Here is a 23880-nt window from a genome sequence, read left to right on the forward strand (position 1 = left end):
GGCGAGCGGCTGGGTAGCTTCGCACGAGGCGGCTCGCGTCAGCTGTCACCAATGGCATCACCGTGGAGGAGACACTCATGACTAACCCGGGCGATTTCGGACGTCGTATCACCCATCACCGCACGAAGCTGAACCTGACGCTGGAGGAGGTGGCCGACCGCGCGGACATGTCGGCCGGATACGTCCAGCACTTGGAAGACCACCTGGGCACCCCCGACAGGGGCACGGTGACCCGGCTGGCCAAGGCACTGGAGACCACGGTGGAAGATCTGCTGGGCGGAGGGTACGAGCGTCCACCCGGCCCGGGGGCCGCCTCGGAGGGCCCTGTGCTGGAGGTGCTGGAGCCGGCGGAGTGCCTGCGGTTGATCGCGCCGGGCGGCATCGGCCGGGTGGCGTTCAACGGCTCGCACGGCCCTACGGTGCTGCCCGTCAACTACAAGGTGCACGACGGCGCGATCGTCTTCCGCACCACTTACGGCGGCCCTATGGACCAGGACCTGCGAACAGGCGTAGAAGGCGTGGAGATCAAGATCGGCTTCCAGGTGGACCGGATCGACGAGGCACGGCGCGAGGGCTGGAGCGTGCTCGTCCAGGGTCCGGCCCACCACGTGCCCGATGACGAAGTGGCCATGGTGAGCGGCGCCGACGTCACCCCGTGGGCGGGCGGCCGGCGGCACCTGTACATCCGCATCGCGCCCCACCAGATCACCGGCCGCCGCATCCACGGCCTCTGACCGCGCGCCCGGGGTGCCGGGCGTGGAGATGGATACCCTCGCCGGGCGATCGAACGGTTCCGTCCGGGCGGAGTCGCCGCGATCCGCGGCCAGAGCATCGTGACTGCCACTTGTCCGGTGCCGGCGGGCCGCAGGAAGGGGATCTCTCGTCTCGGCGGGCGTCTTCCTCCCCCTCGTGACGTGCTCCGCACGGGCGCAGGGTCGTTGAATCCTCACCTCGCGGACGGATGACCCGCGAAAGGCGGGCACCTCGGGGGCAGCGCGGTGGTGGTCCGAGGCCTGATGTGTGCTTCCGACCCGGCGGGAAAGGACTAACGTCCCTGTTCGCTGCGGTCCGAGTTCGCGAACAGTAGGACGCGGACACATCGAAGCGATCATTCGCCGGCCTGACGACCGCGGCGAGCACGGAGGGACATGACGGTGACGCCTTTGACTGGGCTGACGTCGGCCGAGGCGGCCTCGCGGCTGGCACGGGACGGCGCCAACCTGCTCCCGCAGAAGCCACCCGTGCCCTTGTGGCGCCGGATCGCCATGCAGCTGCGCGATCCGCTCATCGTCGTCCTGCTCGTCGCCGCGGTGCTGACCGTCACGACGGGCGACTGGGCCGACGCGGCCGTGATCATGCTGGTGATCGTGGTCAACACCACCGTCGGGGTGGTGCAGGAGATCCGGGCCGACCGCGCGATCACCGCCCTGGCGCAGCTCGCCGGCCCGGAGGCGCGGGTGGTGCGCGACGGCCACCAGCAGCAGATCCCCTCCAGCGACGTCGTGGTGGGAGACCTGCTCATTCTGGCCGAGGGCGACATCGTCCCCGCCGACGCCGAGGTGGGCGAGTCGGCGGCGCTGCTCGTCGACGAGTCGGCGCTGACGGGTGAGTCGGTGCCGGTGGACAAGCCCGTGGGCAAGCCGGTGGCCTCCGGCACCGTCGTCGTGCGCGGGCGTGGCCGGGCGGTGGTCACCGCCACCGGGGCGGCCAGCGCGAGTGGCCGCATCGCCACCCTGATGGTCAAGGGAGCCGGGCTCACCCCGCTGCAACGCCGCCTGGCCGGGGTGGGCCGGCTGCTGGCCGGCGTGGCCGTGCTGCTGTCGGCCGTGGTCCTGGCGCTGGGGCTGGTGCGCGGCCAGCCGGTGGAGCTGATGGTGATCACCGCTATCAGCCTGGTGGTCGCCGCGGTGCCCGAGTCCCTGCCCGCTGTCGTGACGCTGAGCCTGGCGCTGGGCGCGCGCCGGATGGCGGCGCGCAGCGCCCTCGTCCGCAAGCTGCCCGCGGTGGAGACCCTGGGCTCGGTGACCGCCCTGGCCACCGACAAGACCGGCACCCTGACCGAGGGCCGCATGGTGGCCCGCCATGTGTGGACGCCGACGGCGCAGGCCGCGATCAGCGGCACCGGCTACGCCCCCGACGGCGAGATCACCGGCGACGCCGGCGCCTTCGAGAAGCTGCTGACGGCGGCGGTGCTCTGCAACGACGCCCGCCTGTCACCCCCGCAGGACGATGGCGGCGACTGGACGGCGCTGGGCGACCCCACCGAGGCGGCCCTGCTCGCCGCCGCCGCCAAGGCCGGCCTCGACCGCAAGCAGGTGCAGCACCGCCTGCCCCGCCTGGCCGAAATGCCCTTCGACAGCGACCGCAAGCGCATGAGCACCCTGCACCAGCTGCCCGGCGGCGGCGCCCGGCTGATCTGCAAGGGCGCGCCCGAAGCCCTGCTCCACCACCCCGTCCTGGTCGACGGGCCGGGCCTGCTCGCCCGCGCCGCCGCGCAGGCCGAGCGCTTCGCCAAGGACGGGTACCGGGTCCTGGCGGTGGCGAGCGCCGATCTCGGCGCCGCCCCGGCGACGATCGAGGAGAGCGGGCTGTCGTTGCTCGGCCTGATCGCGATCCTGGACCCGCCCCGCCCTGCGGCCGCCACCGCCGTCGCCGACTGCAAGCGGGCCGGCATCAGGCCCATCCTCATCACCGGCGACCACCCCGGCACCGCCCGCGCCATCGCCACCGAGCTGGGCATCATCGCCGCCGGCGACCGGGTCGTCGACTGCCGTGAACCTGCGGCCCTCGATCATGTCCAGGCCGGCGTCTACGCCCGCGCCACGCCCGAGCAGAAGCTCGACATCATCCAGAGCCTCCAGGCCCAGGGCGGCGTGCTGGCCATGACGGGCGACGGCGTCAACGACGGCCCCGCGCTGCGGCGCGCCGACATCGGGGTGGCCATGGGCCGGCGCGGCACCGAAGTGGCACGGCAGGCCGCCGACCTGGTCCTCGCCGACGACAATCTCGACACCGTCGTCGCGGCCGTCGAGGAGGGCCGCCGGGTCTACGCCAACATCCGCCGCTTCCTGGTCTACGGCCTGTCCGGCGGGGCCGCCGAGATCGCCGTGATGCTGCTGGGCCCGTTCGCCGGGCTTGCGCTCCCCCTGCTTCCCGCCCAGATCCTGTGGATCAACCTGCTCACCCACGGGCTGCCCGGGGTGGCGCTCGGCGGCGAGCCCACGGTGCCGGGAGCCATGGCCGACCCGCCCCGGCCGCCGAGCCAGAGCATCCTGGGCGCGGGCCTGTGGCAGCGCGTCATCAGGATCGCCGTCGTGCTCACCGCCGTCACCCTCGGCGTCGCCGTCTGGGCCGCGGCGACCGGGCGGCCGTGGCAGAGCATGGCCTTCTTCGCCCTCGGCGCCACGCAGCTGGGCGTCGCCCTCGGCTCCCGCACCCGGCCAGGAACCCTGGCCAACCCCATGCTGCTGCTCGCCGTCGCCGGCGCGTTCGTCCTGCAACTGGCGGCCCTGTACGTGCCGCCGCTGCGCCAGCTCCTCAGCACCCAGCCGCTGACCGCCGGCGACCTGCTGATCGTCACGGCGCTGTCCGTGCTCGGCTACGCCGCCGCCCGCCTCGACCGGATCCTGCACCCCTCCCATCGCCCTCAAGGGCCGTCGGAGACGCTTCGGTGATCGCGTGCGAGAGGTGTCAGGAGGCCGAAGCCCCCGAGGGATCGGGGGCTTCGGCCGTTCCTCACTTGAGTGCCTCCGTTTTCGCCGGGGTGATCGCGTGCCGCGCGGTGGCCATCAGCCACAGCGTGATGGTGGCGTAGAACAGCACCGCCAGGGCGAGCTCCGCCGCCGTGATGAGCCCGATCACGCCCGCCAGGAGCGCGATGCCGCCCAGCGTGCTGGCGACGACCGTGTACGGGCCTTTGCGCTCGTACGCCTCGGGGGCCGCGCTGAGCATGCAGCCGCCCACCAGGCCCAGGAGCAGGATCGTCCCGGTGGCGCCGCGCACGTCGCCGACGATCGGCAGGTCCGCGCCCTGGGTGAAGGCGACGTAGACGGCGACGTTGACGCCGGCGGCCACTGTCGCGAGAGCGTCCTTCCAGGTCAGCCTCATCGTGCCACCTCCTTTCATGACGAGCGTCCGCGCGGGCGGCGCGCGCGGCCAGTGCCATTGGTCCCTCGGGACGGGGGCGTTCGCCGGTGTCGGGAGCCCTGCCGAGAAGTCACCATGGGCTCATGGAGGTGAACCGATCATGATCGGTGGACGCGTGATCATGGAAGCGCCGCTCGTCGACGCGGAGCTGCTGACGCTGAAGAGGCGGGTGGACGATCTCGAGGAGCAGGTGCGCACGCTGACGGCCGCGAACCTGGCCCTGGTGCGCAGTATCGAGAACCTGCAGCGGACCTGCCCGGTGCCGGCGGCGGCCGGTTGAGGGTCTATGCGAGGCCGGCGAGCTCGTCACGCAGGTAGGCGACGAGTTCGTCGAGGTCGGGGACGCTGTCGGGGTCGGCGATGACGGTGATGGCGACCGTGCCGGCGTAGGAGAGGATCTCGAAGCTCACCGTCACGTTGCCGTTCTCGGCGACCGCCACCGGGATGATCTCGCGGATGGGGGCGCCGGCGAAGGCCAGCGGGCGGTCGGGGCCGCGGACGTTGCTGACGAGGGTGTGGATGCGGCGCTGGCGGCGCAGGTAGCGGCGGTAGAGCCCGAGCGCGGCCAGCAGCCGGAACACCGGGCCGAACAGATCGGCCGCGGAGGCGGTCGCGGCCTGCTTCTTGCGCTCGGCGAGCAGGGTGGCGATGCGCGCCATGCGGGGCCCGGGATCGCCGGCGGCGGGCAGGGCGGTGATCAGCACGCCGAAGCGGTTGCCGAGCTCGGTGGAGGTGGTGCTGCGCCGGGCCGACACCGGCACCGAGACCGACAGGGCGCAGACGTGCTCGCCCCGCCGTTGCAGGAGCCTGCTCAGCGCTCCCGTGACGGCCGTCAGGAGGGCGTCGTTGACGGTGCAGCCGTGGCGGTGGGCCGCCGCCCGCAGGGGCGCGAGGCCGGTCCGTACAACGGCGAAGGTGCGGCGGGGGCCGGTCGGCCGCAGCAGCGAGCACCGCGCGATGGGCTCCGGGCTCAGCCCGCCGGTGGCCGCGAGGGCGGTCTTCGCGTCCCGCCAGAAGGTTGGTACGCGGCCGATGGATCGCAGGCGTTCGGTGAAGGCGTCGGCCGCCAGGCGCGGCAGGGACGGCCGAGGTTGCGGGAAGCCGGCGGGCGGCGGCCGTTGCTCGGGGTCGGCCAGCGCCGCGAGCAGGGCGAGCCCGCCGATCCCGTCGGCCAGCACGTGGTCGAGCACGACGATCAGCGCCACCGCACCGTCGCTCAGCCCGGTGACGAAGACCGCCGTCCACCGCGATGGCGGCAGCGGGCCGGTCAGCATGGCGGCGGCCACGTCCAGCAGCGCCCGCTCGTCCCCCGGCGCGGGGCACTCGGCCACGCGCACGTGCAGCCGGAGGTCGAAGCGCGGATCGTCCACCCACACCGGGCGGCCGGCGCCGAACGGCACCCGTACCAGCCGCCGCCGGAGCCTCGGCACGGAGCGGATCCACTCGGCCAGCAGCGCCGAGGCCCGCGTCACCTCGAATCCCGGCCCCGGCTCCAGCATCAGGACGGCGCCGGCCCGCTGTGACAGCGCGCCGCCCGCCCCCATGGCCAGCATGGCGACATCGGCGGGGCTGGCACGATCGACGGGCCCCCTCACGTTCATCGGTGACCGGGGACGACGCGCGCGTCCGGCCCGGGGTAGACGAGGGACTCGCGCCCGTTGTCCAGCCAGCGCACCTGGTAGGGAGGCGAGCCGTCGGCGTGCTCCACGCCCACGACGAAGCCCTCCCGGCGGAGGTTGCCGCCGTACGTGCCCTCCACGATCAGCCGGTCACCCACGGTCGCTTTCATGGCGAGCTCCTCTTGTCGCTGTGAGCAGGATGGCTGTCATCCCGGCTCCAGCCTCCGGCCTCCGGCTCGCGCGTGGCAGGGCCGGAGGTCGGGGAACAGGCGGGACGTTCGTCCCCTCACGTCCGGACGAGCTCCAGCTTGGCGATCTTGCCGTTGGCCGTCTTGGGCAGCGCGTCGCGGATCTCGACGTAACGCGGGTACTTGTAGGCGGCCAGGCGATCCCTGCAGTAGGCGATCAGCTCCGCCCGCGTGGCGGGCTCGCCGGGCTTGAGCGACACGTACGCGGCGACCTCCTCCCCCAGCCGCGCGTCCGGGACGCCCACGACGGCGGCCTCGGCGACGGCCGGGTGATGGTAGAGGATCTCCTCCACCTCGCGCGGGTGGACGTTGTAGCCGCCGCGGATGATCAGCTCCTTCTTGCGGTCGATGATGAAGAAGAAGCCGTCCTCGTCGACGTAGCCGAGGTCGCCGGTGTGCAACCAGCCGCCCGCCATGGCCTCGGCGGTCGCCTCCGGCTGGCCGTGGTAGCCCTTCATGACGTGGAAGCCGCGGGTGACGAGCTCGCCGACGTGCTCGCGGCCGGGCGGCAGCCGGTTGCCCTGCTCGTCCCAGATCTGCGTCTCGGTGCCCCAGATGGGCTTGCCGACGCTGTAGGCGCGCCGCTCGGCGGCGCTGATGTTGAACGTGGTCGTCGCGGCGGTCTCGGTCAGGCCGTAGCCCTCCAGGACGATGACGCCGAAGCGCTCCTCGAAGGCGTCCAGGACGTGGGCCGGGATGGCGGCGCCGCCGGAGATCGCCACGCGCAGCGAGGAGGTGTCGTACCGGTCGAGCTTGGGGTGCTCCAGCACGGCCACGAACATGGTGGGCACGCCCTCGAAGATGGTGACGCGGTCGCGCTGGATCGCCTCCAGGGCGGCCCCGGCGTCGAAGCGCGGCACGAGGGAGAGCGTGCAGCCGAAGCGCGCCGCCACGTTCAGGATGCTCGACAGGCCGAACACGTGGAACATCGGCAGGATCGTCAGGACGACGTCGTCGGCGCGCACGTCGAACAGCCGGCCCGGGATGTCGGCGTTCATGTAGAGCTGCAGGTGTGTCAGCTCCGCGCCCTTCGGCACGCCGGTGGTGCCCGAGGTGAACACGATGGCCGCGGTGTCGGAGCCCTCGGTGGGGACGAGCGGCCGACGGTCGGCCGCCGTTGCGTCCAGGTGATGAGCGCGCGCGCCCGGGAGCCGCCCAGGCAGTAGGCGACCTCCCGGGCCTTGAGCAGCGGGTTCAGCGGAACGACGACGGCCCCGTTCTTGAGGATGCCGAAGTAGGCCACCACGAATTCGGGGATGTTGGGCAGTTGCAGCCCGACGGCGTCGCCGGGGCGAACGCCCAGGACGGCCAGGCCCTCGGCGACCGCGTCGGACAGCACGTCCAGCTCGGCGTAGGTCATGGCGCCGCCGTCATGGCGGATGGCCGCCTTGCCGGGCGCGGCCTTCGCCGATTCGCGCAGGATGACGGCGAGGTTGAACATGGCTTTCTCCTTCGATCAGGCCGGGTGCGGCTCCGCGACCCTGGTCCGCGCGGCCCTCGGGCACGCCGCCTGGCGGCACGCGGCCGGGGAGCCGCCGGCGAGGGGCGGAAGGCGAGGCGCAGCCGCCCGGTCTCCCGCTCGATGCCGCGGGCGAGCCCTTCGACCTCGGGCGCGCTGTCGTAGTCGCCGGTTACGCCGAAGGTGACCTGGTCGCAGTAGGTGAAGATGGACACGCCGGTGCGCAGCCGGGTGGCGATGGGGACGTACGGGAGGATTTCCAGGGTTCGCCGGCCGAGCAGGTAGAGGGGCCGGCGCGGCCCGGGGACGTTCGTGGTGACGGTGACGATCTGGCGCTGCGGCAGGTGGGCGGCCAGGCGCATGACGGCGGAGACGGGCGGGAACGGCTCGTGTCCCGCCAGCCGGGTGATGGCTTCGCCGGCCTGCGCCTCACCGCTCGCCTTCAGCTCGGCCAGGTATTCGTGGACGGCGCGGAGCCGGGCCACCGGGTCGTCCAGGTGTACGGGCAGGTAGGGCAGCAGGAGCGAGATGCGGTTCTCGCACACGCCTTCCTCGCCGGGCGCGCGGACCGAGACGGGGACGAGCGAGCGTACCGCGTGCGGGAGAGGTTCCTCGCCGCGTTCGCGCAGCAGGGATCGGTACGCCCCGCTGATCGCCGACAGGACCACGTCGTTGAAGGTCACTCCGGCCCGGTGCGCGACGTCCTTGACGTCGTTCAGCGGCGCGCGGGCCACGGCGTAGCGGCGGTGCTCGCCGATCGGGCCGGTCAGGGTGGAGGCCGTCGCCGGCCGCAGGGCGCCTGCCAGCGGCAGGAGCCCGCGGCCGCTTCGGCGACGCGGCCGGCGAGAGCGCGCGGCGAGGCCAGTGCCCGGCCGATCAGGCGCGCCTGCTCGACGGGGTTGAGCAGGAGGTCGCGCAGCGCGTCGGTGGTGAGCCGCAGGGCCGTGGGCTCGTCGTCGGGGTTCCACTCGTCCGCCGGCAGGCCCGGGGTGCCCTCGGGCGACTCGTCGAAGATCACGTAGTAGAGGTGGGTGCCGGACACCCCATCCACCATGCAGTGGTGCACCTTCGACACCAGCGCCCAGCGGCCCTGGGCCAGCCCTTCGATCACCCAGTACTCCCACAGGGGGTGGGCCCGGTCGAGCCGCTGGGACATGATGTCGCCGATCAGCTCGTTCAGCTGCGCGTCGTCGCCGGGCGGGGGGAGGGCGACGCGACGGATGTGGTAGGCGAGGTCGAAGGCGGGGTCGTCCACCCAGACGGGCGGCCCCAGGTCGAGCGGCACCTGCCGCGCCTTCTGCCGGTAGCGCCGCACCAGCGGCAGCCGGGCGCGGATGGCGTCGAGGAACTCCTGCCGGCCCGGCGGCGGGCCCTCCAGGACGGCGACCGATGAGATCGCCATCGACACCTCGGGCTGCTCGTCCTCCAGGGTCAGGAACGCCGCGTCGAGCGGGCTCATGTGGTCGGCCATGTTCATCGCCACCTTGTGTGTGCCGGTTGGCCTCAGCGTCGTGCGAGGTCAGGAAGGCCCATAGGGCACAAGGTCCCGGCCCGGGCGCTGTTATGCCTGTCGTGCGAACCGATGCCGGGCCGCCTGGACGGCCTGGCTCTCGCCGTCGAGCCGGCGCAGCACGGCGTCCGCCGTCTCCTGCGGCGCCTCCAGCTGGGGAGTGTGGCCCACCCCGTCCAGGACGATGAGCCGCCAGGACGGATGGGCCCTGGCCAGCGTGCGGGAGGCGGCGACCGGGACCAGCCGGTCGCGTTCGCCGTGCACGAGCAGCGCGGGCACACGCACCGACCGGGACGCCGCCCGGTACGACAGCCCGGTACGACAGCCCGGCCGCCGTCCGCACGACCGATCGGGCCGCCCGCAGGAAGTCCTGGCCGGCATCGCCCGGTGGCGGGCCATGGCGAGCGTTCCCAGCCAGGGCATGCCGTACAGTGCGAAGACGGCGGCCACCATCGGGTCCGGCAGGGCCCGGCCGAACGGTCCCGCCACGTCGAGCAGCACCAGGCCCGCCACCGCGTCGGGGTTCGCGGCCGCTTCCAGCAGCGAGATCATGCCGCCCATCGAGTTGCCCATGAGGATCACCGGCACGCCGGCGACCCGCTCGACGAAGCGGTGCAGCAGCAGCCGGTCGGCCGCGGCACCGGACCGCCGCTCGCGTGCGCGGGTCAGGCCGTGCCCGGCCAGGTCGGGCGCCAGCAGGCGGCACCGGCCGGTGAGCAGCGGCGCGATGGCGAGCCAGTTCAGCGCCGAGCCGCTGAGCCCGTGGACCGCGACCACGACCGGCCCGTCGTGCGGGCCGCCGAAGTCCAGGTAGTGAACGCGATCTCCGGGATCGGCCCAGAGGACGGCCATGGGTTCATGGGGGCCTCACCCAGCCGGGGGTCAGGATCGGGGACCGGACAGCACGGCGACCGGGCAGCGAGCCCGATGCAGGATCGCGTGGCTGACCGAGCCGAGCACCGCGGAGGTGAATCCGGTCAGGCCGCGCGAGCCCACGACCAGCAGCCCGGCGGTACGCGAGGCCTCGGCCAGGGCGGGCACCGGGTGCCGGTGCACCCGCGACTCGACAATCTCGACCTGCGGGTACTTCTCCCGCCAGAGCGCCAGGCGACTGCCTGCGCCATCGGCGTTCGGGGCGGCAGGGGCCGTATCCCGCCGGGTGCGGGGCGAGGGCGGGGAACGGCACGGCATGGATCACGCAGAGCCTCGTCCTCCGGGCCGACGCCTGCTCCAGCGCGTACTCCAGCGCCGCCTGCGCGTGCGGGAGCCGTCGTCGCCGACCACGACGTCATCGCCGGAATCGGCGTGGAGCGACCTGACCACCACCAGAGGGCAACCCGTGTGCCCCGCGAGGCCGAGCCCGGCCGAGCCCAGCACCATGCCGGTGAACCCGCCCAGACCTCTGCTGCCCACCACCAGGGTGTCGGCCGTTTCCGCCTCGCCGCGCAGCCTCGGCAGCACAGCGCCCGTGACCAGGGCGGTCGTGACGGTCACCGCGGGTGCGACCGCTCGCGCCCGCGCGGCGGCGTTGCCCAGCAGGACATGGCACCGCTCGGTCAGGGTCTCCACACCGTTCGACGGGTGTTCGGGAGCCCACGGCTCACGTACGTGGACGATCCGCAGCGGCCGCTTCCTGAGGCCGGCGTCCTCGGCCGCCCACGCCAGGGCCGCCGTCGCCGTCGGCGATCCGTCGAAGCCCACCACGACAGCTCTGTCCATCACCGTCCTCCTCCTTTGAGGTGAGGCGGCGGGCGCGGGCGGGCGCCACCGCCCGCGCCCGCCAGGCGTCAGTGCTCGACGGTGATCCGCCGGCCCTCGGCCTTCTTCTCCTCGGCCAGCCCCACGCTGACCTCCAGGACGCCGCCCTTGTAGACGGCCTTGACGTCATCGGTCCTGGCCGTGGCGGGCAGCGTCACCGTCCGCGAGAGCGACCCGTAGGCGAACTCGGAGCGGTGCGGCTCGGCGGACTTGCGGGTCTTCTCCGCCCGGATGTGCAGCATGCCGCCGTCCACCGTGACCTCGACGTCCTTGTCGGGGTCGATGCCGGGCAGCTCGGCACGCAGCACGTACCGGCCGTCGGCGATGTAGTCCTCGACCCGGACGATCTGGCCGAACGGCCGGAACCCGAACATCGGGCTCTCCATCCACTCCAGCAGCTCCGGGAACGGGAACCTGATGTCTCTCCGCTCAGGGAGGTTCATCGCAGCCTCCTTCCGTGGGACCCGATCCCACATTCCCAGGCCACACCTGGAGGGATCGCCTCTCCAGAGGAGAAGGCCCCGCGCCGCCGGGACCATCGTCACCTCCGCAGGATCCAGACGCGGGACTTTCGTCCCTGGCGCCGGCGGTGCTGATGACCTGGGCTTGAAGTGTCTGACCCGTTGGAAGGGAGGCCACCATGGATTGGCCCCTCGCGATCGTCCTCGTCTCGGTGATCATCGCCGTCATGGTGATCATCACGTCGCTCATCGCCAGGCCGAAGAGGTAACGCGTGGCCGGGACGGGCGCACGGGGGCTCCGGCTCCCGTGCGTCCTTCGTTTCCAGGACCTTCGGCGGGACGTCCGGCCCTGACGCTTCGCCGCTCGCAAGGCCAGCGTTGATGGCAGGGAGGTGTGCCATGACGATTCCCGCCCCCGCCGTCAGCCTCGCGATCAGACGGCTCCTCTTGGCGGCCGGCCAGGCCCCGTCGATTCTCAACACCCAGCCGTGGCGCTTTCAGGTGCGCGACGGCCAGATCATCGACCTGCTGGCGGACTGGGACCGGTGGTTGCCGGTGAGCGACCCGCGCGGACGTTCCCTGCACGTGAGCTGCGGGGCCGCGCTGTACAACCTGCGCATCGCGGCTCGCGCGGCCGGTCGGCAACCGACCGTCCGCCTGCTGCCCGATCTCGATCACGCGCCGGAGGTACTGGCCCGCCTCGACCTCTCCGAACGCGAGCGGGCCACCGCCGAGGCCAGGCGGCTGTACGAGCTGATCCCGCAGCGGCGCACCAGCAGAGTGCCGTTCGACGAACGCCCTCTTCCGCCCCGGGCGATGACCGACCTGCGTACGGCCGCCTCGGCCGAGCGCGCCCGGCTGCTCTTCCTGGACCAGCGCAGCGCCACCGACCTCCTCGACTACGCCGCCATCGCGCAGGACCGGCTGGCCGGCGACGCCGCCTACCTCGCGGAGCTCGCGGCCTGGAGCACCGGCGAGGGCGTGCCCGCGTACGTGCGGGGACCGCAGGCGAGCGGCGACGTGGATCCCGTCCGCGACTTCGGCCACCGCACGGGCAGGGCCCGCTTCGAGCCGCACCCGCGCCTGGCCGTGCTCACCACGGCCGGGGACGAGCCGATCGACTGGCTGCGGGCGGGGCAGGCGTTGCAGCACGTGCTCCTGGTGGCCGCCGGGCACTCGCTCTCGGCGTCCTTCCTCAACCAGCCGCTCGACCTGCGCGACATGCGGCACCGCACCGACCCCCGGCACCGGCGCGGCCACCCCCAGATGATCATGCGGCTCGGTCACGGCCCGGCGGTCCCCCGCGCCCCGCGCCGCCCCGTCACCGAGCTCCTGGCCTGACCAACGACGCCCGCTCCGCGGACCTCCGCCCTACCACCGCCGCCGAGCCCGCACTGCGATGAAGGCACGACCCCAAGGAGGAGCACGATGCACGTCACCGTCAACGAGGTCATGACCCGCGGGGTCATCTCGGTCCACGAGGCCACCCCGTTCAAGGACATCGCCGAAACGCTCATGGAGCAAGCAGCCGCTCTCCCCGCCGCCAGTTCGGCGGCCTGGGCGGCGTTGCCCGGGCTGAAGACAAGGTCGGGGTGCGGCCGGCTGTGCGCCTCGTCTTGACCACGACTCCCTCGTGTAACCCTTCTCCTGGTTTCTGACCAAAGAGGGGTGTTAGTCGACGAAGGGAGCATGGCCGGTGCGTCTCAAACAGGCAGAGATCGCCACGGATCACGTCGCGTTCGAAGCCTTCTACCGGCGGCATGTCGATGCGGTCACCCGCTTCCTCGCCCGGCGCGTCGATGACCCGCACACGGTCGCCGACCTGGTGGCCGAGGTCTTCATGGCAGTGCTCGATTCGGCGCACACCTACCGGCCGGAGCTGGGCAGCGAGCTGGCCTGGCTGTACGGCGTGGCGCGCAAGACGCTCTCGACCGAGCGGCGCCGGGCGTTCAAGGAGTCCCGGCTGCAGAACCGGGTGAACGGGCGGCGGGTGCTGGACACCGACGACGTGGCCCGGCTCGAAGAGCGCATCGACGCGGAGCGGGCCGCCAGGCGGCTTCTCAAGGCCATGTCCGACCTGCCGGAAAGCGGCCGCGCCGTACTGGAACTGGTCGTCATCGACCAGCTCACGGTCGCCGAAGCGGCGATGGCCCTGGGCATCAGGACGGGAACCGCCAAGGTACGGCTGCACCGCGCCCGCCGCATGTTGAAAGAGCTCCCCTTCGTCATGGAAGGAACACCAGGATGAGTTTCGAGGAGCAGATTCTGATGGAACTGAAAGCCGAGATCACCGATCGCGCCGAACGCCGCCGCCGCACCGTCCGACGCCTGTACACGGGGGCAGGGGTGGCCGGGCTGGCCGCGGCGGCGGCGCTCGCGGTACCGGTGCTGACCGGATCGGAACAGCCGGCGTACGCGGTGACCCAGAACACCGACGGCACGATCAGCGTCACCCTCAACGAGTTCAGGGACGCCGACAAGCTGGAACAGGATCTGAAGAAGATGGGGGTGACCACCGACATCACCTACCTCGGGCCCGGCAAGGTCTGCCAGGGAAACAGAGGCGAGGTGATCGGCGGCGGTTCCCCGGAGGAATGGAAGAACTCGGCCTCCGACAAGGCGGCCAGCCTGCAGCTGTCGGGCCTGAAGATCGATCCCCGCCAGGTCGGCAAGGGCCAGACCCTGGTGATGGCCTTCAGTGAGAACCGGGGCCCGGCCCAGTCGGACAAGCCCGAGGTGAAATGGCAATTCTCCGCCTACGTGGTGAAGGGACAGGTCAAGCCCTGCGTCATGGTGGACAACCCACTCTCCGACGACGTCGACGGCCCCGGCCAGCCACCCGCGGGGAACTGACCGGTCAGGCATACCGCGGCCGTACTGCCGGCAGGCCTTTGTCGTCTACGGCCGGGCCCGTGGGATGAGCGCGACATCCCACGGGCCGCCTGGACCGTCACTTCGGACCCCGAGACACCCGGGGTCCGAAGTGCGTTGCGGCCCGAACATGCACCCGACCTCGCTGAGCCGCCACAGCGGATCCATACCTTTTGTGGTCCTGCCACAGTTGCCGAGGATTCGCTCAACGGGCGGTCAGTTCGGTGATGTCGACTGCGTTCACCAGTGCCTGCAGCTCCGGCTCGAACCGGAGATCAAGCGGGTACGGCTCCTTGGCGGCACCCTTCTGGTTGATCATGAGGTTACCTGCCGTGTCGTTGACCACGGTGGCAGCATCGACGGCGTCCCACCGCACGCCGTCGAAGGAACGTCGTTCGAAGCGGCCGGCGAGCATGCAGCTGACCTGGACCCGGCCATACGCGTCAACGCGATCGGTACGCAACACGACCGCCCGTGCGGCACTGAGGCCAGGAGCCACAGCGAACGCCTCGCGCAGCGTGACCAACAGGTATCCGCACAACGTCAGGGTGTAGTAGCTGGCACGCTCGGTTTTCGTGAGCTTCTTCAGCGAGATGTTGCCCGCTGCGGTACGCGAGGGGAAACGTTCGGGCACGAAGTCCGGCCCCGGCGCCAGGACCACAAGAGATACCTCCGCGCCGTTCAACGCCACGGGCACCGCAGGCGCCTCGTTGTCCTCGAACGCCTCCGCCAGAACCGGCAGGACCACCTCTGGATCGTTCCCGCACAGCCGCTGCCATTGACGGGTGAGCTCCCACTGGTACCGCTCGCGCTCGGCGTTGGCCCGCGTCCACCACTGCTGCATGTCAGCCTCGGCGGCCTGCCGCGCGCGCTGCTTGGCCGCCGCACGGGCCTTGCGCTGGAACACGCCGATTCCCGCGAGCGCTTGCTGCTGTCGGGGGGCCAGAAAAGCCGACAGCTCTGGTGCCGGGACAGGTGCGGCAACGGGCGCTTGCGCGAGCGGGAACTCGGCCCGGTGCAGCTCGAGAATTTGCATGAAGGCGCCCGCCAGCCGCCCGGCTTCGGCGGCCCTCTCCGCCTGCGCGGCGGCACGCTGAGCCTGAGCCACCTGCCGCTGCAGACTACCGGCTGTCGGACGGCCTCCCGTCGAAGTACGCCGGCGTCCGCCGCCGAGGCTGGTGTAGAAGCTCACCGGCCCTACCGACGACGAGAGCCCGGTACGGCCGGCTCCCACATGCATGCGTGCGAAACCGGGTCCGATCCCAGCCCTCAGTCCGCGGCTGCTGACCCTTAGCCGCACTCCTGGCATGACTTTGAACGAGAAACCCACGCTGACATTCCTCCACATCATGCCCGTTCACCGGCGCCCCACCATTCTCACGACCTTCTTCGGAGCCTTAGCCGGTCTTGTTACCGATCCCAGCTCTGCGGCATCGCCATACAAGATCAGCCGACGCTTCCGCGCCAGGCTTCGGCGCCGAGACCAGGAGCATGGCCGTCGCTGATCCGCCTTCTGTAGTCGCGCACATCACGATGCAGTTCTCCTCGGCGGGATACCGGCCGGGCCGTGTCAAGTGACCCACGGGCCACACAATCCGCGCGGACGTTTTCGACGCGTTCCGCTACCTCGATCAGCTAGTCCCGGCGAACATGGGACGACCCTTACGCACCATCCGCACCACCTCGAGACGACTCACGAAGCCAGGAGGACATCGTGATACCCGAGCGCGAGCAGATAGGCTCTGTCGAGCTCACCACATGGCGGGTCGTTCCCGGCGAGTCCAACCCTGACAAGAACGAGGATGGCGTCTGGGGAATCGCCGGTGGTGACAGCGACGAGTACGCCCTCTACCTGGAGGTGCTCGATGCCGAGTGCCCCAAGAAGGTCGCCGAGTTCATCGTCGAAGCCGTCACTTCCCACGTCCGGCGTCTGCGTTTGGAGGGCGCCTTGGCCGACGTCCACCATTTGCGGGAACAACAGCAGGCCGTGGACGACGTGCTGGACCCGTCGAACCCCCATCTGGTGGAGGAGCCGAAGCTGGCCCGTCTGATCGAGCAGGTCGGCCAGGTCGGCGGCGAATTCGTACGGGACCGTTTCAGTACTGGCCCCGATGACTTACAGACGCGGCTGTATCCGCAGTTGACGGCTGTAGCGGCGACCGCCGTGGCGTGGATGGAAGGCATTCATGGTGCCTACGGGCACGGGACACAGCCTTCCGAGTAGTCATCCCGCAACCTGGCTTTTGATCATGGTTGGCCGAGCCGTGCCAGCCGATCGACCACCGTGGCGATGTGATGGGACATGCCACACGCTCGCCAGGAGTCCGGTTGGTTCGGCAACGCAGTTTGGTGGCTGGCGAAGGCTTCGATCTGCTGATCGCCCCAGGAGAATGCCGCGCTGTGCGGCGGCCAGTGATCAGCGATCGCGGCCTGGCATAGCTTGCGAAAGCCGCTGAACGCCCCGTCCCCCTCTTGACGGGAGCATCGGTAGACATCCCAGTGATCGTCGATGGTGTACCGCAGGTTCGGGTGCGGACGGCGACCTTGCGTCCCTCCTGGACTGGCCACTCCATAGTCCCCGTAGCCCAACTCGGCGTTGCCTGCGTGAAATGGCGCTGCTGCCGTCCACAGGGTGGCGTCTCTGCGGGGCAGCGGTGTGGCGGTCTCGAAGGGAATATCGGTGAGTTGCTTCGGGAAGGCGCCGGCAGCGAGAACGACCGACCGGACGGGGAGGTGTGCCGCCCACTTCAGGGCCTGGCGGGCACGCTCCACGCGCTCGGTCAGGGCCACATCGGATTCGATCGCCCACATGTCGAGCACGAGGTCGACCTGCTTGAAGGTCAGCCCCATGAGGTGTCGTACTGTGCGAGACAGCTGAGCAGTTTGAGCCGGGGTCGGTGTGCCCCTCCCGGCGACACGGATGCAAGCGCCTCTGCCATGCTGCGTAGCAGCCCGCCCCGCCGCTTGAAATTCGCGCTCGTCATCGGTCGGCCGAACCACTGGGATCATGCACCGACCGGCTCTCTTCACCGCGGCCGAGACGGCGGTCATGACCCCACAGACCTCCGCATGCTCATAGCGGTCGAACAAACGTTTGCAATCAACGGCGAAAACGTCGTCGTCCGACATATACCGCTTCAGGCGTTCTTCGAACACGGAGATCGCCTTCAGCAGTTCCTGACGTTTATCGTCGACACGCGTATCCATGGGCATGATCTCGACCAAAGGCCTAATCGACCGACGTGTCCGTGTAAGCGTTTGCCCGATTACCTGGAACTCGCTCGCTCGTCCTCTGAGTATGGGCATGTACACCGTCATGACCTGGTTCTCCGTGCGGTTGGCGAACCTCATGACCGGTGGAGTGGCCATCCCTCGCCTTGCCGGTGACCTCCGTCCGGTGCCCTGAGGGTCCAGCACAAAGCTTCGCCCGTCAATATCCGGCGAGTTATAGATCGAGAGATGGTCTTGAATGCGGAATGATGCAGACAAGAGTCTGACCATCGCGACTTACCGAGGCTTGCACCTACTGAAGAGGCAAGGCTGCGATTCTCATCGCCTCATCCGTTTCTGCAACCCGCCGACTTCACGACTTTCCCAAACTACACAGCGACGTCTGTCAACCAATCATCGCCCCTGATCGTCACTCCAGGTATGTCCTTCTCTCCCGCAAGATTCGAGCAGACGAGTGGATTCGAACGTTACGTGCTCGACGAACTCGCGCCGGCGCTGAATGTCACACCAGGGTTGCAGATCGTCGATTACCGCGACGGGGACCGGCGCAGGCCGCGAATCCATGCCATCGCAAGCGCCATGCCCGCTACAGCCGTCGCGTACGTCAATGGCGGGAGCGTGACTCAACTGGACGTCACCCCTATGATCTTCGGGATCGCATGGAAAATCCTTGACCTCGTTGCGGACGAGATTCTCGGGCACAAGGCCAGCGGCGATCCCCATACCATCGAGTCCAAGTGCAAGAGCGCCAGAACCGGCAACGGGCTTGCCCGGCCGAGGCCCTTCCTGAACGAGCCGCATCTCTGGAAACGCTACATGCACCTGTACGCCAACACCGTGGATCTTCGCCACTCTTTGGTCCACCGCGAACTGGTCCACCATCCCCACGGGCGCATCGAAGCCACCTCCACCATCAACGCCCCGCGCCCGCCCACGGTGATGACGCGAGACGAATTGCAGTATTTCTTCCGGGCTGTGCAAGGACTTGCACAAGCACTGATCCGGCAATGGATCAGCACTCGCGAGCGCGACAACCTCCTCTTCCTGCTCGACCAGCTTGGACGCCACCATGGCCTCGGGTCGCTTCCCGGGCGGGAGATCACGCGATCCATCCTGGTCTTGGCCCGCCCTGAGATCCTTCCATCAGGGAAACTGCAGTACCACGCGCAAGCAACACTGACATACGTGCGCAGCATGTGGCCCACCGGAGCCGTCGATCTGCTCCTTCAACTACCGGACGGCACGATTCTGGGAGGGGACCTGGAGGACGCACCGGCCAACGATCCGGCATCCATCCGCGGCGACCTCCCACCCCGGTGGCTGGCCACGCGGCCCGCGAAGGAATGGGCCGTGTGGGACGCATTCGGCTCACGTTAACCCGCGTCGCGCCGGCCGAGGTATCGGATGAGAAGTCCTTCGAGTGGCGGGCACTGGACCACCGCCCGACCTTCCGTGCGATGGCCGGGCGCGCGCACCTGACCGGGCATTCACTGGCAGGTGAGCGCCATCAGGACTGCGATATATGAGGGCAGGTGACAGCCGCCTTGGCGCAAGCACCGAGGCCACCAGGCAAGCGCGAGCCGTATCCGGCCAGGGTGGTGGCGGGTGGAAACCCGGTTCGGCAGGCTGTACACCGCAACGGCCCGAGAGCCGATGCGGGTGGTGCCTGATGAGGCATCGTGACGGGTGCGCCTCCGTGCCCATCGGCTTTGAACGGCGCGGACGATGGAGCCCTGGCCTCATAATCCGGTGGCCCTGGCATGGCTGGCCTACAACGTGGCATGCGCGACATCTGTCGGCCGGGCGCTGTGGCGTTGGTCCACTCGCAGGGAGGGTGCGCTGGACGGCGATCACTCTCCAGACGGCCATGCCAGCCGTCAGCGGGAGCTACAGCTGGATCTGGCGTAGCTTCCACCGGCCGTCATGGTCGCGCTGCTTCCGGCCGGCAGCCCGGGAGTTTGACCGCTGACCGCAGAGGACGCCGGACGAGCCGACCTCCGGCGCGAGCTGCAGAGCATCGGCATCCTCGTTGAAAACGAATTAACGATATGTTTTTATAGACACAAGCACTCGGAAGGGAGGGCTCGGACATGCGGGCCATCATCATTGGGGCGGGGATCGCCGGGCTGGCCGCGGCGTTGCGGCTGCACCAGGCGGGCTGGGAGACGCTGCTGGTCGAGCGGGCCCCGGCGCGGCGCGGCGGCGGCTACGGGGTGACGTTCGGCGGCATCGGCTACGACGGGGCCGAGCGGATGGGCGTGCTGGCGGAGTTGAAGCGGCGCGCGTTCGTGACGCGCGAGCTGGTCTACCGCAAGCCCAGCGGGGAGCGCCGCTTCGCGCTCAGCGGCGAGACGATCGCGGCCACCATGGGCAAGAAGGCGTTCAACATCCTGCGCGGCGACATCGAAGCGGTGCTGTACGAGGCCGTCGCCGAGCACACGACGATCCGGTTCGGCACCACGATCACCGCCGTCGAGCAGGACGCGGACGCGGTGCGGGTCACGCTCAGCGACGGCGGCACCGAGCAGGCCGACCTGCTGATCGGCGCCGATGGGCTGCACTCGGCGACGCGGGCGCTGGTGTTCGGCCCGGAGGAGGACTACCGGCTCGACCTGGGGCACCGGGTGGCGGTGTACATGCTGAAGGAGCGGCCGGAGGGCCTGCCCGAGGGGACGACCGGCTCGATCAGCTCGGGCGGGCGCACGTTCGCGATGATGAGCGTCGGCGACGGCCGCACGGCCGCCTTCTTCGGCTACCGCACCGACGGCGCCCGGGCGCGGGCGTCGCTGGAGGAGCTGGGCGAGCTGTACGGCGACATGGGCTGGCTGGTGCCCCAGGCTCTGGAGGGGTTGAAGACGGCCGAGTCGGTCTACTTCGACAGCATCAGTCAGATGGTGGTCGACCGGTGGAGCAAGGGCAGGGTCGTGCTGCTCGGGGATGCGGCGTGGTGCGTGACGCTGTTCGCCGGCTACGGCTCCTCGCTGGCCGTCGGGGGCGCCGACCGGCTCGGCGCGGCGCTGGAGCGGCACGGCGGCGACGTCCTGGCCGCGCTGGCGGAGTGGGAGGCCGAGCTGCGGCCGGAGGCGGAGAAGAAGCAGCAGCTCGGCCGCCGGGTCAAAGGCGTCTACGCCCCGCGCAACCCGCTGCTGCTGGAGCTGACCCAGCTTCCGCTGCGGCTGTCGTCGTGGGGGCCGGTGCGCCGGCTGGTCGAGCGCAAGTTCCAGCTCGCGGGCTGAGGGAGATGGCCATGCGCGTGCTGGTCCTGGGCGGCACCCACCACGTCGGCCGCGCGGTGGTGGAGGTGGCGCTGCGGCGCGGCGATGCCGTCACCACGCTCAATCGCGGCCTGTCGCGCCCGCCCGCACCCGGGGTGGAAGCGCTGGTCGCCGACCGCACCGACCCCGACGCGGTACGGCGGGCGCTGGGCGGGCGTTCGTGGGACGCGGTGATCGACACGTGGGCGTGGGCGCCGCGCGTGGTCGCCGACAGCGCCCGGCTGCTGGCCGGCCGGGCCGGGCACTACGGTTACGTCTCCAGCCGCGCCGTGTACGCCTGGCCCTGGCCGGCCGGAGCCGATGAGAGCGCGCCGCTGGTGACGGGCGATCCCGGCGGCCAGGACGGCGGCGACTACGCCGCGGCCAAGCGGGGCGGCGAGCTGGCCGTGGCCGAGGCGTTCGGCGAGCGGGCCCTGCTGGCCAGGGCCGGCATGATCCTCGGCCCGTACGAGAACGTCGGGCGCATGCCCTGGTGGCTGCGACGGCTGGAGCGGGGCGGGGCCGTGCTCGCCCCGGGACCGGCCGGCGCGGCCCTGCAGTACATCGACGCGATCGACCTGGCGGCCTGGATGCTGGCGGCGGCCGAAGCCGGCACCGGCGGGGCGTTCAACGTCGCCGGGCCGGCCGGGCACACCACGATCGGCGACCTGCTCACCATCGCCTGCCAGGTGATCGGATCCGACGCGGAGCTGGTGTGGCCGCCTGCGGAGCTGCTGGAGCGGGAGAACTTCCCGCTCGGCATGGAGTTCGGGCTGCGCTACCCCAGCGATCCCCATCCGACGGGCATTCACGACGCCGACGTCTCCGCCGCTCTGGCGGCCGGGCTCACGCTGCGGCCCCTGCGTGAGACGCTGGCCGACACGTGGGCCTGGCTGCGGCGCGAGGGCGATCCCGCCCCTCGCCCCGACACTCCGTTCCCGGCCCAGTGGTTCGACCCGGTCCAGGAGCGGCACGTTCTGGAGCTGGTCCGGCCCCTCATGTGAAAACATTTGATCGGTACGTTTCGACCATCGGAAGGTGCACCTCCATGCCTCCCGCCTTCTCGGCCGCGGAAAAGGCGCGCATCACGCGGCTGCTCCTGGACAACGGCCTGCGGTTGTTCACCACCCAGGGCCTGCGCAAGACCTCGCTGGAGGACCTGGTCGCCGGGACCGGGATCGCCAAGAGCACCTTCTACGTCTTCTTCGACTCCAAGGAGGCGCTGTATCTGGAGCTGATGCTCGCCCAGATGGCCGAGGTCAAAAGCCGCGTGATCGACGGGGCGCTGCGCAAGGAGCCCGACACCCGCGCCGGGCTGCGCGCCTTCCTGCACGCCACGCTGGCCGAGCTGGACGGCAATCCCCTCTACGGCAGGCTGATGACCCATCCTGAGGAGATGGAGGCGGTGGTCAGGAAGCTGGATCCCGAGCGGGTCACCTCCGCACCTGACAACCCGGTCAGCGCCCTGGCGGCCTACCTGGCCGAGCATCGCGACGACCTCGCCGGCGACGACCCGGAGGTGATCGTCGGCGTGCTGCAGGCCGTCCTGATGATGCCGCTGCACCGCGACCGGCTGGCCAGCCCCGACCTGTATGAGAAGATCCTCGACCGGCTCATCGACATCGTGGCCACCGGCCTCACCCGGCCGCAGCGGTAGGAGCAGCGCGGTGCTGTGCGGTCAGGTGACCGGCAGCACGATGGCCGACGGGCGGCTGGGATCGTGGTGGATCTGCTGGTCGGCCGCGCGCATCGCGCTCACGGTAGCGGGCGGCTCGCCGGTGCCGGGGTTGCGGTCCCAGCGCGGGTACGCCCCGCTGGCGACCTGCACCCGGATGCGGTGGCCGCGCTTGAACCGGTGGGCGACGGGCGCCAGCTCGATCTCGGCCATCCCGTCGACCGGCCGGTCGGCGGCGAAGCGGCGCAGCGCGTCGCAGACATGCGTGATCGTGCCCGAGGGCGCCACGTCGCTGACGCGTACGTAGAAGTCGGTGTGGGCCAGGCTGGAGGTCACGTGCAGCTCGGCGGCGGGGACGCCGATGACCTCCAGGTCGGCCGGCAACGGCTCGCTGGTATAGGTCAGGACGTCGTCACGCCCGGCCAGCACGCTCTCGCCGGTCTTGCGCGAGATGCCGATCATGCGGGACATGCCGGCCACGGCCGGGGTCGGGTCGGCGGGGTCGTAACGGTAGCGGTCAGGCGCGGAGCCGGCGGGCAGGTCGCCGCCCAGACAGCCGTTCCCGTGCAGGTAGAAGCGCTGCGGCCGCACCGCGGCGGGCGGGTAGGCCGGCAGGTCGCGCCACTCCTCGGCGCCTCTGACGTAGATGCGCACCGGTGCCGTGCGCAGCCCGTTGCGGTCGTGGAGCAGGTGGGCGCGCAGCCAGGTGAGGCTTTCGCGCAGGGCCGTCATCGACAGCTCGGCGTCCCAGTGCCGCCACGGCCCGATGGTGAGATACGGCTCGCGCCCCGCTTCGCGCAGTGCCTGGTAGTCACGGACCAGGCCGGGCAACGCGATGTCGTCCCAGCCGCTGACCAGGTGGTTGGGAGCGGTCACCTTCGCCACCGCCTGGCTGTGGTCGCCGGGCGACCACCACGGGTCGTCGGCGTCGGGGTGGGTGAGCCAGTCCCGCCAGTGCGGGGCCACCGCGCCGACGGCGATGGTGTCGGCCTCGGTGAGCGGCAGGGCGCGAGCGGCCCGCGCCCGCCTCCTACCGCCCAGCGCCACGGCGGACAGGTAGACGGGCAACGGCTTCTCCTGGTGGGCGACCATGCTGATCCAGCCGAGGAAGAGCTCCAGGGCCAGTGCGCCGCCCGGGTAGATCAGGTCGTAGGCGTTGGAGCCGATCAGCGAGGTGCTCATGGCGCGCAGCTCGGGCCCGGCACCGGCGGCGATCGCCCACTGGGTGTAGCCGTTGTAACTCTGCCCCACCATGCCCAGCTCGCCGGTGAACCATGGCTGCCGGCGCAGCCACTCCAGGACGGCCAGGCCGTCGTCGCGCTCGGAGACGAACGGGGTGAGCGTCCCGCCGGATCCGCAGGTCCCCCGGCCACTGACCACCACGACGTGGAAGCCGCGTTCGGCGACCAAGCGGCTGACCATGGCACCCTTGGTCCTGTCGGTGTAGACCGAGCGGATCAGCACGGTCGGCCGGTCGCCGAGCCCTTGGGGGGCGTAGTGGTCGGCCAGCAGCACCACGCCGTCCGGCATCGGGACCGGCAGGTCCTTGTCCACGGTCACGTTCGCGGTCTCGGCCGGGGTCAGCTTCGCCCTGTTGGCCAGCAGCCTGGCGGCGATGCTCATGACACACGCTTCCTTTCCTGACGGT

26 protein-coding genes are annotated in these 23880 nt (G+C 70.8%); 12 read left to right on the forward strand and 14 right to left on the reverse strand.

From position 1 onward, the window contains the following. Positions 1-77: 77 nt before the first annotated feature. Both KIS93_RS57135 and KIS93_RS57140 read left to right on the forward strand, forming a co-directional pair. Positions 78-734 (forward strand): helix-turn-helix domain-containing protein, encoded by a 657-nt coding sequence (locus KIS93_RS57135; RefSeq protein WP_080039446.1) that lies wholly within the window; start codon positions 78-80, stop codon positions 732-734. 420 nt (positions 735-1154) lie between these two features. Further along, entirely contained in the window at positions 1155-3674 is a 2520-nt protein-coding gene (locus tag KIS93_RS57140; protein ID WP_230466245.1) for a cation-translocating P-type ATPase, read from the forward strand. 61 nt (positions 3675-3735) lie between these two features. On the opposite strand, the gene KIS93_RS57145 is transcribed toward KIS93_RS57140, so the two are convergent. Further along, positions 3736-4107: a hypothetical protein gene (locus tag KIS93_RS57145; RefSeq protein WP_080039448.1), complete on the reverse strand. Its 372-nt coding sequence runs from the start codon at positions 4105-4107 to the stop codon at positions 3736-3738. Positions 4108-4246: 139 nt separating this feature from the next. Here KIS93_RS57145 and KIS93_RS57150 point away from each other — a divergent pair, with 139 nt between their 5' ends. Then, entirely contained in the window at positions 4247-4426 is a 180-nt protein-coding gene (locus KIS93_RS57150; protein ID WP_155127635.1) for a hypothetical protein, read from the forward strand. Between the two features lie 4 nt (positions 4427-4430). Here KIS93_RS57150 and KIS93_RS57155 read toward each other — a convergent pair whose 3' ends face one another. The 10 genes from KIS93_RS57155 to KIS93_RS57185 all read right to left on the reverse strand — a co-directional run bounded on the left by KIS93_RS57155 (position 4431) and on the right by KIS93_RS57185 (position 11183). Continuing rightward, positions 4431-5747, reverse strand: a complete 1317-nt coding sequence (locus KIS93_RS57155) for a wax ester/triacylglycerol synthase domain-containing protein (RefSeq protein ID WP_080039449.1) — start codon at positions 5745-5747, stop codon at positions 4431-4433. Then, the gene (locus KIS93_RS57160) at positions 5744-5935 is read right to left on the reverse strand and encodes a DUF1918 domain-containing protein (protein ID WP_080039450.1); all 192 of its coding nucleotides are present in this window, start codon (positions 5933-5935) and stop codon (positions 5744-5746) included. The genes KIS93_RS57155 and KIS93_RS57160 overlap by 4 nt, the downstream gene beginning before the upstream one ends. A gap of 116 nt (positions 5936-6051) precedes the next feature. After that, positions 6052-7074: an AMP-binding protein gene (locus tag KIS93_RS68075; RefSeq protein WP_268966969.1), complete on the reverse strand. Its 1023-nt coding sequence runs from the start codon at positions 7072-7074 to the stop codon at positions 6052-6054. Next, positions 7029-7454 (reverse strand): AMP-binding protein, encoded by a 426-nt coding sequence (locus KIS93_RS68080; RefSeq protein ID WP_268966970.1) that lies wholly within the window; start codon positions 7452-7454, stop codon positions 7029-7031. Before KIS93_RS68080 ends, KIS93_RS68075 begins: the two co-directional genes overlap by 46 nt. After that, complete coding sequence (locus KIS93_RS68085) at positions 7370-8206, reverse strand: WS/DGAT domain-containing protein (protein ID WP_222108077.1); 837 nt, start codon at positions 8204-8206, stop codon at positions 7370-7372. Before KIS93_RS68085 ends, KIS93_RS68080 begins: the two co-directional genes overlap by 85 nt. A 32-nt stretch (positions 8207-8238) precedes the next feature. Continuing rightward, a complete protein-coding gene (locus KIS93_RS64090; RefSeq protein ID WP_222108078.1) occupies positions 8239-8943 on the reverse strand; it encodes a wax ester/triacylglycerol synthase domain-containing protein in 705 nt (234 codons plus the stop codon). A gap of 90 nt (positions 8944-9033) precedes the next feature. Further along, the gene (locus tag KIS93_RS57175; protein ID WP_080039451.1) at positions 9034-9834 is read right to left on the reverse strand and encodes an alpha/beta fold hydrolase; all 801 of its coding nucleotides are present in this window, start codon (positions 9832-9834) and stop codon (positions 9034-9036) included. 30 nt (positions 9835-9864) lie between these two features. Beyond that, the gene (locus KIS93_RS66860) at positions 9865-10173 is read right to left on the reverse strand and encodes a universal stress protein (protein WP_246005527.1); all 309 of its coding nucleotides are present in this window, start codon (positions 10171-10173) and stop codon (positions 9865-9867) included. Positions 10174-10176: 3 nt separating this feature from the next. Next, positions 10177-10701, reverse strand: a complete 525-nt coding sequence (locus KIS93_RS66865) for a universal stress protein (RefSeq protein ID WP_246005528.1) — start codon at positions 10699-10701, stop codon at positions 10177-10179. 68 nt (positions 10702-10769) lie between these two features. Then, the gene (locus tag KIS93_RS57185) at positions 10770-11183 is read right to left on the reverse strand and encodes an Hsp20/alpha crystallin family protein (RefSeq protein WP_080039453.1); all 414 of its coding nucleotides are present in this window, start codon (positions 11181-11183) and stop codon (positions 10770-10772) included. A 417-nt stretch (positions 11184-11600) separates the two neighbouring features. Between KIS93_RS57185 and KIS93_RS57190 the strand changes: the two genes are divergently transcribed. The 4 genes from KIS93_RS57190 to KIS93_RS57205 all read left to right on the forward strand — a co-directional run bounded on the left by KIS93_RS57190 (position 11601) and on the right by KIS93_RS57205 (position 14054). After that, positions 11601-12542 (forward strand): Acg family FMN-binding oxidoreductase, encoded by a 942-nt coding sequence (locus tag KIS93_RS57190; RefSeq protein ID WP_080039454.1) that lies wholly within the window; start codon positions 11601-11603, stop codon positions 12540-12542. 87 nt (positions 12543-12629) lie between these two features. After that, a complete protein-coding gene (locus KIS93_RS57195; RefSeq protein ID WP_080039455.1) occupies positions 12630-12821 on the forward strand; it encodes a CBS domain-containing protein in 192 nt (63 codons plus the stop codon). Positions 12822-12897: 76 nt separating this feature from the next. Beyond that, positions 12898-13449, forward strand: coding sequence for an RNA polymerase sigma factor (locus KIS93_RS57200; RefSeq protein ID WP_186405057.1), 552 nt, complete (start codon positions 12898-12900; stop codon positions 13447-13449). Continuing rightward, a complete protein-coding gene (locus tag KIS93_RS57205) occupies positions 13446-14054 on the forward strand; it encodes a hypothetical protein (protein WP_080039456.1) in 609 nt (202 codons plus the stop codon). The genes KIS93_RS57200 and KIS93_RS57205 overlap by 4 nt, the downstream gene beginning before the upstream one ends. 223 nt (positions 14055-14277) lie before the next feature. On the opposite strand, the gene KIS93_RS57210 is transcribed toward KIS93_RS57205, so the two are convergent. Then, on the reverse strand, positions 14278-15264 hold the full coding sequence (locus KIS93_RS57210; RefSeq protein WP_155127638.1) for a hypothetical protein: 987 nt from the start codon (positions 15262-15264) through the stop codon (positions 14278-14280). Between the two features lie 522 nt (positions 15265-15786). Between KIS93_RS57210 and KIS93_RS57215 the strand changes: the two genes are divergently transcribed. Then, complete coding sequence (locus KIS93_RS57215) at positions 15787-16296, forward strand: hypothetical protein (protein WP_080039458.1); 510 nt, start codon at positions 15787-15789, stop codon at positions 16294-16296. 23 nt (positions 16297-16319) lie between these two features. Here the strand turns inward: KIS93_RS57215 and KIS93_RS57220 are convergent, their stop codons facing one another. Further along, on the reverse strand, positions 16320-17573 hold the full coding sequence (locus KIS93_RS57220) for a beta family protein (RefSeq protein WP_080039459.1): 1254 nt from the start codon (positions 17571-17573) through the stop codon (positions 16320-16322). Positions 17574-17774: 201 nt separating this feature from the next. On the opposite strand from KIS93_RS57220, the gene KIS93_RS57225 reads away from it, so the two are divergent. The 4 genes from KIS93_RS57225 (at position 17775) to KIS93_RS57240 (ending at position 22214) form a co-directional block, all read left to right on the forward strand. Beyond that, positions 17775-18680 carry a hypothetical protein gene (locus KIS93_RS57225; RefSeq protein ID WP_155127641.1) on the forward strand — a complete coding sequence of 302 codons (906 nt, stop codon included), beginning with the start codon at positions 17775-17777 and terminating at the stop codon, positions 18678-18680. Between the two features lie 713 nt (positions 18681-19393). Beyond that, positions 19394-20539 carry an FAD-dependent oxidoreductase gene (locus tag KIS93_RS57230; protein WP_080039461.1) on the forward strand — a complete coding sequence of 382 codons (1146 nt, stop codon included), beginning with the start codon at positions 19394-19396 and terminating at the stop codon, positions 20537-20539. Between the two features lie 11 nt (positions 20540-20550). Then, positions 20551-21561: an NAD-dependent epimerase/dehydratase family protein gene (locus KIS93_RS57235; RefSeq protein WP_080046817.1), complete on the forward strand. Its 1011-nt coding sequence runs from the start codon at positions 20551-20553 to the stop codon at positions 21559-21561. A gap of 44 nt (positions 21562-21605) precedes the next feature. Next, positions 21606-22214: a TetR/AcrR family transcriptional regulator gene (locus KIS93_RS57240; RefSeq protein WP_080039462.1), complete on the forward strand. Its 609-nt coding sequence runs from the start codon at positions 21606-21608 to the stop codon at positions 22212-22214. 21 nt (positions 22215-22235) lie between these two features. Here the strand turns inward: KIS93_RS57240 and KIS93_RS57245 are convergent, their stop codons facing one another. Next, entirely contained in the window at positions 22236-23855 is a 1620-nt protein-coding gene (locus KIS93_RS57245) for a CocE/NonD family hydrolase (RefSeq protein WP_080039463.1), read from the reverse strand. Positions 23856-23880 lie beyond the last annotated feature (25 nt).

Origin of the sequence: [Actinomadura] parvosata subsp. kistnae, assembly GCF_900323885.1 — a bacterium.
GTDB classification, from domain to species: Bacteria; Actinomycetota; Actinomycetes; order Streptosporangiales; family Streptosporangiaceae; genus Nonomuraea; species Nonomuraea composti.